The sequence below is a fragment of the Chryseobacterium sp. MDT2-18 genome (assembly GCF_030815285.1).
Lineage (GTDB): Bacteria > Bacteroidota > Bacteroidia > Flavobacteriales > Weeksellaceae > Kaistella > Kaistella salivictor.
Genome location: NZ_JAUSWQ010000002.1, coordinates 43,501 through 57,590, shown reverse-complemented (window position 1 = coordinate 57,590; position 14,090 = coordinate 43,501). Strand labels below are relative to the sequence as shown.

Here is a 14,090-nt window from a genome sequence, read left to right as displayed (position 1 = left end):
CGCAAATATACGTTATTTAAATTTAATCTAAATAAGGAATTATCGTAGAAATGACCACAATCATAAAAAACCTCAAAACAAAATATGTTTTGAGGTTAAAAAATATAATTTAGTGATAAAAGTGCTTATTTTTTAGCTTTTGCAGCAGGAATTTCGATAGGATTATCATTGGCATGGAAAAAATCATTTAACATTTTTTCCTGTTGTTTCACCATTTGGCCAATAGTTAAATCACTTCCCGGAATCTTTTGTGACATCACTTCAGAAGTCAGATATGGTCTTGCGGTTGCCATAGGATCTTTCTTGAAATCTCCGAAAGTTTTATCAAATTTTTCACGGGAAACCTCGACTACTTTTCCGCCATCCCCACCTGGAGAAACAGTTTCCAAATAGGTAGCTTCTTTAAAATCCGGAACTTTCTTATTTCCTTTCAATTCCCAGGAATAGTTATTTCCATCATCGTTAACTTTAACAATCAAGCCCGGTAAACCATAGAATTTATAAGGTCCATCCTGCAATGGAATATCGGTGGTGAACCATGCCGTCCATTTTCTTCCTCCATATTCTGTGGTTGCTTTCTGCGTATTATAGGCTCCGATTTTTTCTTTTTGATTTTCAATTTTCCAGTTGAATTTTAGCTCTTCATTATATCCGATATTCATTGGTGTAAAACCATTGGCAACACGATCGCTGTACTGTACTTTCATTCCCGGATAAAATTTGTAAACTTTCTCTGAAAACTTCGGCATGGTTACACTTTTGGAAATGTCTTTGAATGTTCCCGCTTTCTGCATTGCTTCAACCTGAATTTTCAGAATTGAATCCTGTGCCAGTAAAGTATAATCTCTGTAAATAGATCTGTCTTTTACAACATCTAAAACAGTCATCACTTTATCTAATTTCGCTGAATCTTTCTTCGGTTTAAAGGTGAGTTCGTAAAAGAACCGGTTGGCAGTTTCCTGAGCATTAAGTGCAAAAAATGCAGTAAAGGCTATGAAGGCAAATATCTTTTTCATGATTTTTATTTTCCTTATTAGTATCCAGGCTCAAACATTTGTTACAAAAATTTTAAGAATAATTTATCCTTTTTTATGACTTGCAGGTCAGAATTTCAGTTTAACTTTATTCTCTAAAAATGAATAACCTATGAACACTTTACCGATTTTAAAAAAAGAACTGCAGCAGGAATACGAAACGACCAAAAAATTTATCGACCGTTTCCCGGAAGGAAAAAATGATTTTGCTCCTCACGAAAAAAGCATGAAAATGATGCCACTGGCCACGCATATTGTAGAAGTTTTTGGCTGGCCGGATTATATCTTGAAAACCGACAAACTTGATTTTGCTGCAGGTGATTATCAACCAACCGTTCTCAACACAAAAGCTGAACTGCAACAAAAACTGAATGACGATTATACTACTTCGAAAAATGCGTTAGAGAATTTAACAGAAGAAGCGCTCGACGGAAGATGGACGATGAATATGGGAGACCAGGTGCTGGCGGATTATAACAAATATGAAGCAATTCGGCATGCACTGAACCAAATCACCCATCACCGTGCGCAATTGGGTGTTTATTACAGGTTGAACGATATTCCGGTGCCGGGAAGTTATGGGCCGACTGCTGACGAAAAAACTTCTTAGTGTTGAAATGATAAATAATAAAACCCGCCTTAGGAATAAAGCGGGTTTTCAATTTTAATTAGGGAATCAGTTCGATTTTATTGTTGTTTCTTTTCATTTCCTCTTTTGCGTTTTTCTCGAGTTCGCGGAGGACTTCTTTCGGCTCCGATATTTCTTTGCCATTCACTTTGATCATCACTTTCGAATTAGGCCTGGAAAGAATTTCCCGCATTCCCTGAACGGGATCATTTTCATGCTGACTCAGCTGTTTCACATATTGTTTGCGATTAACTTCAATCGGCTTTTTCCTGGTAAACGGAATATCTTTTCCCTGGGTATTGAGTTCTTCCGGTGCGATTTCAGGGATTTTTTTAATTCCTTTCAGTTCCATCTGGTGGCTTCCAGTTTGGTCGGACATTTCGACAATTAATCCCGGAAGGCCGGAAAACTTATACGGTCCGTCCTGAACCGGGACATCGGTTGTGAACCATGCCGTCCACTTTCTTCCGGCAAAATCGGTGGTTGCTTTTTGAACGCTGAAGGTTCCCAGCTGTTTTTTTGCGGATGAAATTTGCCAGATGGGTTTTCGGTCCTCTAATACTTTATAGGAATCGTTGCCTACATTCACGATCAGATAAGTTTTGTATTCCGGATAGATTTTCTCTACTTCGCCATTTACTTCACCGCCAAAACTTTGTCTTGAAACTGAAATACTCTTCATTCCTGAAGCCATCTGTTTCTTGATACTTTCGTTTATGATAGAATCGTTATCAAATGTTTTTTTACTATAATATTTGGATCCATTTTTATTGATATCCAGATACATCCATTCGGTTTTCAAACTGTCGGTTTTGGTAGAATCCGGACGGAATTTATATTCATAAATCACCCGGTTGTTTTGTGCTGAAACCATTAAACCCAATAAAAGAAATAAAGCTGCTAATTTTTTCATGGTTGATTTTATTTAAAATTAAATTTAACGGTAAACATTACCTGACTTGGGCGAATTTCAATGCTATTTCGTGTTGTTGAGAAATAAGTTGTGTTGTAGCTTATGGTTTCATACAGTTTTCTGTTAGCGATATTCAACCACTTGATTTCGAAATCAATTTTCTTCTTTGCCCAAGTATATTGGTAAGAAAGGTCGTAGAAAGAATTCCGAAGATTGGTCGCACCCTGCGAAGTCGTAACATCGTCCCAAACAAAACCGACGGTGTGGTTTTCTATTGGATAAAAGAATAGGTTCATATTATGATTCCAGCCAGAATTTCTGTTCACATTATTTCGGTAATCATCGCTGTTTTTATTCCAGTTCAATGAAACATTATAATCCAGGCTCATCCATGAAAAGTATGTGTTATTGAATTTCAGCGCTAAACTCTGCCCATTGCTTTTGTTTTCAATATAATTATCAACATTATTCTCATCCACCAAAATACTGTAAGAATTAGAATCTCTGTTGCTAAAGTTTACTGATGCATTGGTTTTGAATTTCGGGAAATATTTACCCACTTCAGCGCTTTCACTTTGTGAATAAGAACTGTTATCATTATATGCTAAAGTCACAGCAGACGCTCCGGAAAGGAAAGGTGTTGATTTGGTAATAATATTTTTCTTCATATCATTATAGCTGTACCGAACATTGAAAAATAAATTATTCAATGGATTTCTATACTCCAACCGGGCTGAAGAATTGATATTTCTGTTTTCCGGTAAAAGATTACTGTTTCTAACATTTAAAGATTTAGGACTCGTTAAAATCGAGCCGTCATAAACCGATCCGAAATTTCCGTAACTGTAGTTGATTCCACCAAAAGCAGAAACTTTATAAAAGGACGCAAAATCATAACTCCCATAAAAAGTTGGTTCGAAAACAGTTTTACTGATTTCAGAATCTTTGGCTCTAAGTTCATCTTTGTAATCCATGTTATACATGTTCAAAGGCAAGGTTAAATTCAGGTTAAAGGCAGATCCTTTATAGTTCAGCCCGACCTGGGTATAAGGATTGATTTCATTCCAGATCATACGGTTTTGGAAACGGTCATCTAATAAATTCCGGTCACCATACAATTGCGAATTCATGTCATTAAAAGATAAATTCAAACCAACCTCTGGAGTGATGGTCCATTTTTTATGAGAAAACCCAACCGAGGCCGAATGATTTGCCATAAATGTTTTCAAAGCAATACTTTGATCTAATCTGCCATAATGAACACTCTCAGAATCGCGACCAAACTGTTTGTCAAGGTCAAAGAAATTTTCATTGGTAGCAGACAAATTCTGACGGTCGGTCTGATAAGAAATATAACTCATGAAATTCACCAGTTTTTCTTTCCATGGAATAATCGTACTGAGTGAGTTCTTAAAAACGCCCGTTGGCGCACTCAGCGCTTCATCCAGAGAAATGTTTTTTAATGAAGGATCCGCAACAGCCATATCATATCTCGTTCCTGAAAATCCACGATCTTCATTCCAGAAACCATTCCAGGTGGTGGTATTCTTAAAAAATCCTTTTTTTGCATTTTTAGTAAAAATGATTTCACCTTTAGCAGCGTTGCTATAAAGATTATTGGATTCTTCATTCGTAATTTTTCCGGCTTTAAAGAAACCCGTGTCCTGTTCATAAACAGTTTCCCGCTTAGAATCCCTGCTAATTGCATTGTTGGTATAACTCGTACTTGCTTTTAATTCCCACTCTTTACTTTTAAAAGGATTGGTCAAAACATTGGCAGAGAAAAAATGCACATTATTCATTAAATATCTTTTTTCCGGAAGATTCGGCGTACTTGCTTTATCAACACTTAACCAATAGTTTCCGGCAGATTGTCCTCTTCTGCCTTCCCACCGGCTTCCGAAAGCCAACATATTCCCTTCCTTCTCCACACTTTCGCCGTTATTATTCGCTTTGTAATTCACCACCCACTGGTTTTTCTGACCGAAAAACATGGGAGTTAATTTCACATTCCACAACAAAGGATCCAGTCCTGCTCCCACTTCTCCGCGGCCGGTCATGGTTACAGATTTCTTTAATTTTATATTAATGGCAGCGTTTTCAGAAGGTACTTTATCCTGTAGAATTTTTACCGGCTGATGATTTTCCATCACCTCCACTTTTGATACCGCTCCGGTTGGCAAAGAATTGTTAATGGTTCCGTAACCGCCTTCCATCAAATCTTTTCCGTTGACATAGAATTTATTGATCGGTTCGCCCTGATAAAGAACGGTTCCATCTTTATTCACGTCGATTCCCGGGATTTTTTTCAAAACATCGGAAAGCGTACGGTCTGACTTGCTTTCAAAAGCTTTAATATCATAAGAAATAGTATCTCCTCTTTTGGTAATCATTTTCGCCTTCAGCTTCACCTCTTTGATTTCCGTAGCGTCGTCTTGCAAAGTAAAATTCTGCGTTTGATTTTCATTTTTAACCACTTTCTGCAAAGGTTTTTGATTAAAGGCTTTGACCTTCACATCCACATTTTGCTCTGCCGAAGTAAAAGTTACCTTAAACTCCCCTTTAGAATTGGTAATCGAATAAGCGATAATTGCATCTTTCCCCGGTTCTTCTACAGTGACGCTTGCACTGGGAATCGGCTGACCGTCAGTATCTAAAATTTTTCCACTGATGGAAGACTGCGCCCAGGTCAATACAGAAATAAACAAAATAAAAAGAGTCGAAATTTTTTTCATGAAAACATTTATTAATGAGTACTTTAATCACACTGTTTGTTACACACAAGTGATAAGATGCCAGATTCAGCAGAAAGTTAAAGAATGTTCTTATTTACAGTTTTAACATAAATTGATGGCGAAATCTTTTTTTTAGTAATTTTGCCCTCTAACATTGCTCAATATGGGACTTCACTTACAACCGATTGATATTCTGGAATCGATCACCAAAGAAGAATTTCGCGAAAAATATCTGCTGCCAAGAAAACCGGTGGTTATTAAGAATATGGCGAAAAACTGGCCTGCGTACGAAAAATGGACCATGGAATATATGAAAGAAAAGGTGGGAGATGTTGAAGTTCCGCTTTATGATTCTTCGAAAGCTGATCCGGCCGCGCCCATTAATTCATCGGCACAGAAGATGAAGTTTACAGATTATATCGATTTAATTAATGAAAAACCAACCGATCTGCGCATTTTTCTTTTCGATCCCATAAAAGAGGCTCCGAAACTTTTAGAGGATTATATTTCTCCAAAAGATTTAATGGGTGGTTTTCTCGACAAATACCCCAACATGTTTTTCGGCGGCAAGGGATCCGAAACTTTCCTCCACTTCGATATTGATTTGGCGCATATTTTCCACACCCATTTTAATGGCAGAAAACATATTTTGCTTTTCGATTACAAATGGAAAGACCGGCTTTATAAAATTCCGTACGCGACTTACGCATTAGAAGATTACGATATTGCCCATCCGGATTTCGAAAAATTTCCCGCGTTAAACGGCGTAGAAGGAATCGAATGTTTCCTGGAGCACGGCGACACGCTGTTTATGCCGACCGGCTGGTGGCATTATATGAAATACCTCGACGGCAGTTTTTCGATCTCTCAAAGAGCCTGGGACAAATCCTGGGCGGTAAAAGCGCATTCGTTGTGGAATCTTACCATACAAAGGAATTTCGACAATTTTATGAAAAGCAGATTCAAGAAAAAATACATGGACTGGAAAGAGAAAAAAGCCATCGAACGGGCGAATTACGCCTTGAAAAAAGGTTTACCGAAATAAGTAGTTTCTAAGTCACAAAAATATTGATTTTCAATAATCTAAAATTAGCGTTTTAAAGAAAAAATAAGAAGAATGCTTAATCTTATTTTTCCTTTAAGCTGTTATTAAAAATACTTTAATTGTAAACTTTTGTGACTTTTGTGGTTAAGAAATATCGAAAATGGCTTTTTTGTTTCTATTGAATTCTGTAGATCGGGTAAGTTCCAACACTTCCTTCGTAATATTCAGAATGTTTGTAAACCCATTCTAATTGGGCTTTTCCATCTTTTGCAAAGTCGGGATTTGCTATTTTTTCCATTTCAAAAGCTGTTCTTAAAACCTGATTGTTTTTCACCAAATCTGCGGCGGTATCTTCGAAAACGTAATCGGAGTAATATTCTTTCTGTCCCAGAATTCCATCAAAGAAATTCCAGTTGAAGAAAGAATCAGTCGCTTCCGGTTCTAAAGTTTCGAGTAAATATTTTACACCATTTTGCCTGGTAGAAACCAATAAATCGCCTTTTCTGAATTTAAAATTTTTCGTGTCAGATTTCACTTGCGTGTCGTAATGAAGATAATGTCCTTCGTACGGATTTTTCACCGTTTTGAAATCCGAAACCCTGTATTGTTGGGCAAAAATGATGGAATCCTGCTTGATTTCTTTGAGGATAATATTATTCCGTTTCAAATATTCCACCACTTTTTTCTCCGATTTTGGAATTACGTAATAGTTGGGAACCGCAATTTCTTTTGTCGCGATATATTGGTCGTAAAACTTTACTTTTCTGGTAAATGGTTTGTCTCTGTCATAGAAAAGTCTGGGTTTCCCGGAAACTTCGCTCATTTTTTTTCCGGCTTCAAAACCTTTAAAATCGATCATTTTAAATTTCGTGCTATCCACTTTCCACTGAATGGGATATTTCATTTTTGGCTGATAATTTTTCAAACTTTCAACCATTAATTTTTGAATTTCCCGGGCGTTTTTTGAAGTATAATCAATGGAACTCAACATATTTTCATAAGTCGCACGAACACGATCTTTATAAGATTTCAACATGTGCGTTTCGGCAACCGTTCCCATCGTGTTAAAAAGCGTGGTATAACCTGTCGCATATCTCGGCGAATCCATAAAAGTTGGAAAACCTTCATCCGGAGAATCGCCATGAATATTGACGTAAGGCGTGGATAAAATCCCTTTTTTTTCTAAAGTCTTGATAATCTCCGGCTGCATTTTTTCATTGAAATAAGTTCCCAAAGTTTTTCCCAACCTTTCTTTATTCGTAGAAATATAGGTGAATAAATACTGATAATCTGCTCCGTTACTTACATGATTATCAATAAAATAAATCGGTTTGAAATATTGAAAAATTTGTTGAAAAGCTTTGGCATTTTCGGTATCATTTTTAATGAAATCACGGTTTAAATCATAATTTCTCGCATTCCCACGAAACCCATATTCTTCCGGCCCGTTTTGGTTGGCGCGGCTGAATTTTCCTCTCCGCAACATTCCGGAAATATTGTAAGCCTGGATGGCCACAACTTTTAAATTTTTGACCGAAATTTTCCCGGTGGCGAAATCCCTCATCATCATCATGGCGGCATCAATTCCGTCGGGTTCGCCGGGATGGATTCCGTTGTTGATAAGGATTGTGGGGACCTCTTTATTTTTTGACGGATTAAAAATAACGACTTTTATCGGTTCGCCATTATCATCCGTTCCGAAAGACTCTACGGAAATGGTTTTGAAATTTTGGGCCAAATCATCATAGAATTTCACCATTTCACCATAAGTGGTGGTTTGGTTTCCGTTTCCTTTTTCGTAAGGGGTTTGGAATTGGGATTGGGAGAAAAGAATTGATGAAATAAAAAGGAAAAGAGTTGGTAAAAATTTCATAGAAACAAATTTAAAATAGGTGGTACGAATTTAAATAAAAAATTCCTGAACGGATTCAGGAATTATATATATTAATCAAAATTTTGATCGAGTGAAAATCCGCGCCCCGACTTGAACGGAGCTCTTTTTCTGACGAAGAATGAGGAAGAAAAAAGCGGGAGTGGAAGGCGGATTAAGGCGCCCAAATAATTTTAATCATTCAGTTTCAAAACCGCCATAAATGCCGATTGCGGAACCTCTACTCTACCGATTTGCTTCATTTTCTTTTTCCCTTCTTTTTGTTTTTCCAACAATTTTCGTTTTCGTGAAATATCTCCACCATAACATTTTGCGGTAACGTCTTTTCTTAATGCTTTGATGGTTTCTCTGGCGATCACTTTCGCTCCCAAAGCTGCCTGAATCGCAATATCAAACTGTTGTCTCGGGATGAGTTCGCGCAATTTTTCGCACATTCTTTTTCCGATATAATATGCATTGCTGTCGTGGATCAAAGAAGAAAGTGCGTCGACCATATCGCCATTGATCAGAATATCCATCTTCACCAATTTGGAAGCGCGGAAACCGATCGGATGATAATCGAAGGAAGCGTACCCTTTGGAAACCGATTTCAAACGGTCATAAAAGTCGAAAACAACTTCTGCCAAAGGCATATTGAAAACCAGCTCTACTCTGTCTGAAGTCAAATAACTTTGGTTCACAATTTCGCCTCTTTTTTCGATACACAAAGTCATTACCGCGCCCACATAATCAGATTTGGTAATGATGGATGCTTTGATAAAAGGCTCCTCCACACGATCCATGGTCATAGGATCCGTCATCTCAGATGGGTTGTTGATCAAGATCATGGTGTCCGGATCTCTTTTGGTATAACCGTGGTAAGAAACGTTGGGAACAGTTGTAATAACATCCATGTTGAACTCCCGATCGAGTCTTTCCTGTACGATCTCCATGTGAAGCATTCCTAGGAATCCACAACGGAAACCAAATCCAAGTGCCGCAGAACTTTCCGGTTCGAAAACCAAAGAGGCATCATTCAAACGGAGTTTTTCTAAAGAGAAACGCAGTTCTTCAAAATCCTCTGATTCTATGGGATAAATTCCGGCGAAAACCATTGGTTTCACTTCTTCAAAACCGTCGATGGGTTCAGCTGCTCCCTTTTCAAAAGTGGTGATGGTATCTCCTACTTTTACTTCGCGGGCATCTTTAATACCCGAAATGATGTAACCAACATCTCCGGTTTTAATTTCAGCTTTTGGCGTTTGTTTTAATTTCAAAGTTCCTACTTCATCGGCTTCGTACATTTTGTTGGTCGCCATGAATTTAATCCGCTGACCTTTTTTAATGCTTCCGTTTACGACTTTAAAATAAGCTTCAATTCCCCGGAAAGGATTGTAAACGGAATCAAAAATCAATGCTTGAAGCGGCCCGTCTTCATTACCTACCGGTGCAGGAATTCTTTTGACAATATGCTCCAACAGTTCGTGAACACCTTCGCCTGTTTTTCCGGAAACGCGCAAAACGTCTTCGTATTCGCAACCGATCAGGTTCATAATTTCATCGGTTACTTCTTCCGGATTTGCAGAAGGTAAATCGATTTTATTCAAAATAGGAATGATCGTCAAATCATTTTCCAACGCCAGATATAAATTACTTATCGTCTGTGCCTGAATACTTTGTGCAGCATCAACGATCAGAAGCGCACCTTCACAGGCCGCAATGGAACGGGAAACTTCGTAAGAAAAATCTACGTGTCCCGGAGTGTCAATCAAATTAAGAATATATTTCTCACCATTTAATTCATAATCCATTTGAATGGCGTGTGATTTAATGGTAATTCCACGCTCTTTTTCAATATCCATATCATCAAGTGTTTGGGACTGGAGTTCTCTTTGGGTTACCGTATGGGTATATTCCAAAAGTCGGTCTGCCAAAGTGGATTTACCGTGGTCAATATGTGCAATGATGCAAAAGTTCCTTATGTTCTTCATCTATAATTATCGTAAGGTGCAAATTTAATCTTTTTTGGCGGATTTTATAATAGTTTCGTAAGGTTGCTGTCGCGTCAGGGATTGAACGGGAAAACCCTGCAGTTCGCGAAGGGAAATTAAGACAAGAAGAATTGCGGTGAAAACAACATCTGCGGATTGGCTTCACAGTGGAAGGGATCACACAAAAAAGAACGACCTCTACAAAAAAATTATAGAGGTCGCTCAAACATTAAAAAAATAAACTATTACTATCGCCTGCGCTGCGGACCCGGATTATTGGGGCCGGCTTGTTTTTTATCTAATATTTTATTGCGCATTTTCCCTTCAGTTTGATACATTTTTAAAACCTGTTGCGGGGAAATTACTTTCATGAATTTTTGCGCGTAATTTTTTCTGTTGTCGAGAAGTTGCTGACCAACCTCAAAACTTTGATTAAGTTGCCTGGTTGCTTCCTCATCAGTCATATTTTCGTAATCTTCACTGGGGGTAAACTTCGATTTTATATCGTTTTGTCTGTCCTGATATTGGGTATACAGATGGATAAATTCCGGCTGATTATTTTGTGGAACTGCTAATTCGGCGACAATCATTTTCTCGCGAAACTCTTTCAAAAGCGACATCCTTTCACTGGGATTCATCTTCTGAATCACTTCTTTTCTTTGTTCGGGCTTCATACTTTTCCAGTCGTAGTTTAATTGTTGTGCAAAACTAAACTGTATTGCTAAAATGAGAATTAACGCTGCTGCTATTTTTTTCATGCTGTTATTTTAATTATACAAATCCAGATAAATGTCTTGTTCTGTATTTCTCCCTACATCTGCCAATTCTGCAGAAGTGAAACTTGCAAGTATCTGATCTACCTGAACTTCAGGATTTGGTGAGCTCTTCTGTCTACTTTGATTGGCAAAACCTGCATTTCCTTTTGCTGAAATAGTGATTTGCTGCTCTTTATTTTCTTTTTGATGAGCCTGCGCCACAGAAGTTAAATCTTTTTCCAAAATATGCAATGCAACTGCTTCTTCAGTTTGAGGCTTATTCTCTGATACTGTTAAAGTTGCAGAATTACTTCCTTTCGAAGCATTTTGGCTGATCAACTGAGATTCTCCTCCAGTCTCTGAATTGATAAAAACAGTTACTCCAACTAAAAGTGCAACTGCAGCCGCCGCTCCGTATGCCCAATCTAAACTTATAATCCTACTGCGTGAAACAGGAACAGTTTCCTGCAACACTTTGTTTTGCATGTCTTCAAAAAAACCATCAGGTGTTCTGAAAACATTTTCCCGTTTTAATTTTTCGATATCAAATTCTTTCATTTCTAAAGGCTCTTATTCTGTGTAATTCTGTTTTATAAAGTCTTCTACTTTCTGCTTGGCGTAGTGATAATTGGTTTTCAATGTGCCCACCGACATCTCCAAAATCTGAGATATTTCTTCGTAGGGCAAATCGTCGTAATACCTCATATTGAAAACTAATTTTTGCTTTTCGGGCAGGGTATTAATCGCCTTTTGCAGCAAAACCTGAATTTCATCTGCATCAGGCTGTACATTTTCTGCTACTAAATTTTGCAAATGATTCGTAGAATCCTCATCGGATTTCTGCATTTTTCTTATTTTGTTCAGTTGCTGCAAAGATTCATTGGTTGCAATCCGATAAAGCCAGGTGTATAACTGACTTTCCTGCTTGAACTGGTGAAAATTCTGATAGGCTTTAATAAAAGTGTCCTGCAAAATATCCTGTGCCAAATCGTGATCCACTACAAACCTCCGGATATGCCAATACAACCTGCTCTGATAAGCATCCATCATCAGGCGAACTCCTTTTTCACGGGATTTGTCGCTGGACATCAACTGGATAATTTCGGTTTCCTGGATCTTCATGGAGATGCTTACGTGGTTTGGATGGTAAATATATTTAAAAGTTAAATAACACTTCAATTTTTAGTCCAAACCAAAATAAGTATCTTTGTTCATATTCCTTTTTATGAAGATTGTCATCATCGGCTCTGGAAATGTCGCCTGCCATTTGGCCAGAGCATTTCAAGAAAATAAAATTCCGGTTTCCCAGATTTTTGGACGAAACGAAAGCGATTTAAAATCTATTTCCCACCAATTACAAATTCCCTTTTCTACCGACTATTTAGCAGATGCCGATTTATACTTTATCTGCGTAAGCGATGCTGCTATCGGAGAAGTTTCAAAATTAATAACGAATGAAAAGTGCTTGGTAGCGCATACTTCAGGATCTTTACCCAAAGAAATTTTAGAAGGAAATTACCGGAAAGCCAGTTTTTATCCGCTGCAGACTTTTTCCAAATCGAAGAATATCACCTATTCTGAAATTCCCTTTTTTGTTGAAGCGGAAAATAATCAGGATTTAGAACTTTTGAAAAAACTTGCGTTAAATATTTCAAAAAAAGTAATGGCTTCAACTTATGAAAAGAGAAAATATATCCACCTGACTGCGGTTTTTGCCTGTAATTTTGTGAATCATCTTTTTGCAAGAGCTAAGGAAATTTCGGATTCACAGGAAATTCCGTTTGACTATTTTTTACCTTTAATTAAAGAAACGACGGAGAAAATAGAAATCTTAGAACCTAAACTGGCACAAACAGGGCCGGCGGTGAGAAATGACCAACGGGTTTTGAAACTTCATGAAGAACTGATCACCAATGAAGAGCAGTTGAAAATTTATAAAATAATGAATGAATCGATAAAGAAAATGTATGAGTTATAAATCGAATTTAAAAAATATAAAAGCCTTTGTATTTGATGTTGACGGCGTTTTTACGGATGGAAGCGTTTATCTGATGCCCGATGGAAGCATGTGCCGCGTGATGAATGTACTCGATGGTTATGCCGTAGTGAAAGCCAGAAAATACAATTATCCGATTTGTGTAATTACCGGTGGCGATGATCCCATGGTGAGAAACAGAATTAACTATTTGGGAATTACCGACTATTATGCAAAAATTGGCGATAAACTGGAAAAATTTGAAGAATTCAAAAAGAAATATAATTTACAAAACCATGAAATTCTTACCATGGGCGACGATTTACCCGATCTCGAAATGATGAAAATTTCAGGAATTTCAGCGTGTCCCGAAAATTCGGTGGCTGAAATAAAATTGATGTCCCATTATATATCGCCGGTTCAGGGTGGAAAAGGAGCAGTAAGAGATGTCATCGAGCAGGTCATGAAAGTTCAGGGAAAATGGCTGGATGACGATACAAGAAGTACTTAATTAATTGATTTTAAATTTTATATGAAAATATTATTAGCCTCAAATTCACCGCGCAGAAAAGAATTATTAAAAGAATTAGGTTTCGGTTTTGAAACCGTTTCTGTGGATTGCGACGAAATTTATCCTGCCGGTTTAGAAGTCGATAAAATCGCTGCTTATCTTTCAGAATTAAAATCAGATGCATTTCGGTCTTTAAAAGAAGGCGAGTTATTAATCACCGCAGACACCATTGTTGCGCTCGATGAAGAAATTTTGGGGAAACCAAAAGATGAATTTCACGCCAAAGAAATGTTGCAGAAGCTTTCCGGGAAAACGCATCAGGTTTATACCGGAATAACGTTGAAAACTTTAACGAAAACAGTTACCAGAACCGATGTTGCTCATGTAGAATTTGATAACATTAATAATGAAGAGTTAGATTTCTATATTGAAAAATACAAGCCATTTGACAAGGCAGGAAGTTATGGAATCCAGGAATGGTTGGGGATGACAAAAATCAAAAACATCCAGGGAAGTTTCTACACCATTATGGGACTGCCAACCCATTTGATCTATTCTCTTTTAAAAGATTTCCAACAAGCTTCTTCCTAAAACAAAAATCATTATTTTTACAAAATTAACGGGTATTTTAAT

Annotated in this window: 13 protein-coding genes; 5 read left to right on the top strand and 8 right to left on the bottom strand. The window is 37.4% G+C overall.

The genetic code is table 11. The annotated features are described in order from the left end of the window. Nucleotides 1-125: 125 nt before the first annotated feature. Nucleotides 126-1,016, bottom strand: a complete 891-nt coding sequence (locus tag QF004_RS02160; protein WP_307422240.1) for a GLPGLI family protein — start codon at nt 1,014-1,016, stop codon at nt 126-128. Between the two features lie 130 nt (nt 1,017-1,146). On the opposite strand from QF004_RS02160, the gene QF004_RS02155 reads away from it, so the two are divergent. Then, entirely contained in the window at nt 1,147-1,644 is a 498-nt protein-coding gene (locus tag QF004_RS02155; protein ID WP_282904199.1) for a DinB family protein, read from the top strand. Between the two features lie 58 nt (nt 1,645-1,702). Here QF004_RS02155 and QF004_RS02150 read toward each other — a convergent pair whose 3' ends face one another. Then, nucleotides 1,703-2,575 (bottom strand): GLPGLI family protein, encoded by an 873-nt coding sequence (locus QF004_RS02150; protein ID WP_133439223.1) that lies wholly within the window; start codon nt 2,573-2,575, stop codon nt 1,703-1,705. Between the two features lie 8 nt (nt 2,576-2,583). Beyond that, complete coding sequence (locus tag QF004_RS02145; RefSeq protein ID WP_307422237.1) at nt 2,584-5,310, bottom strand: TonB-dependent receptor; 2,727 nt, start codon at nt 5,308-5,310, stop codon at nt 2,584-2,586. A 163-nt stretch (nt 5,311-5,473) separates the two neighbouring features. On the opposite strand from QF004_RS02145, the gene QF004_RS02140 reads away from it, so the two are divergent. Beyond that, on the top strand, nt 5,474-6,355 hold the full coding sequence (locus tag QF004_RS02140) for a cupin-like domain-containing protein (RefSeq protein WP_133439225.1): 882 nt from the start codon (nt 5,474-5,476) through the stop codon (nt 6,353-6,355). A 175-nt stretch (nt 6,356-6,530) separates the two neighbouring features. Here QF004_RS02140 and QF004_RS02135 read toward each other — a convergent pair whose 3' ends face one another. The 5 genes from QF004_RS02135 to QF004_RS02115 all read right to left on the bottom strand — a co-directional run bounded on the left by QF004_RS02135 (nt 6,531) and on the right by QF004_RS02115 (nt 12,093). Next, a complete protein-coding gene (locus QF004_RS02135; RefSeq protein WP_307422234.1) occupies nt 6,531-8,228 on the bottom strand; it encodes a M14 family zinc carboxypeptidase in 1,698 nt (565 codons plus the stop codon). Between the two features lie 191 nt (nt 8,229-8,419). Then, complete coding sequence (lepA, locus tag QF004_RS02130) at nt 8,420-10,216, bottom strand: translation elongation factor 4 (RefSeq protein WP_307422233.1); 1,797 nt, start codon at nt 10,214-10,216, stop codon at nt 8,420-8,422. 248 nt (nt 10,217-10,464) lie between these two features. Beyond that, on the bottom strand, nt 10,465-10,974 hold the full coding sequence (locus tag QF004_RS02125) for a hypothetical protein (protein WP_307422231.1): 510 nt from the start codon (nt 10,972-10,974) through the stop codon (nt 10,465-10,467). A 9-nt stretch (nt 10,975-10,983) separates the two neighbouring features. Continuing rightward, nucleotides 10,984-11,529: a hypothetical protein gene (locus tag QF004_RS02120; RefSeq protein ID WP_307422229.1), complete on the bottom strand. Its 546-nt coding sequence runs from the start codon at nt 11,527-11,529 to the stop codon at nt 10,984-10,986. Nucleotides 11,530-11,541: 12 nt separating this feature from the next. Continuing rightward, the gene (locus tag QF004_RS02115; protein ID WP_307422889.1) at nt 11,542-12,093 is read right to left on the bottom strand and encodes an RNA polymerase sigma factor; all 552 of its coding nucleotides are present in this window, start codon (nt 12,091-12,093) and stop codon (nt 11,542-11,544) included. A gap of 103 nt (nt 12,094-12,196) precedes the next feature. Between QF004_RS02115 and QF004_RS02110 the strand changes: the two genes are divergently transcribed. The 3 genes from QF004_RS02110 to QF004_RS02100 are packed head-to-tail and all read left to right on the top strand — an operon-like array spanning nt 12,197 to nt 14,048. Further along, nucleotides 12,197-12,949 (top strand): Rossmann-like and DUF2520 domain-containing protein, encoded by a 753-nt coding sequence (locus tag QF004_RS02110; protein WP_307422227.1) that lies wholly within the window; start codon nt 12,197-12,199, stop codon nt 12,947-12,949. Next, nucleotides 12,939-13,457 (top strand): HAD family hydrolase, encoded by a 519-nt coding sequence (locus QF004_RS02105; RefSeq protein ID WP_307422225.1) that lies wholly within the window; start codon nt 12,939-12,941, stop codon nt 13,455-13,457. Before QF004_RS02110 ends, QF004_RS02105 begins: the two co-directional genes overlap by 11 nt. 21 nt (nt 13,458-13,478) lie before the next feature. Beyond that, on the top strand, nt 13,479-14,048 hold the full coding sequence (locus tag QF004_RS02100; protein WP_307422223.1) for a nucleoside triphosphate pyrophosphatase: 570 nt from the start codon (nt 13,479-13,481) through the stop codon (nt 14,046-14,048). Nucleotides 14,049-14,090: the final 42 nt, after the last annotated feature.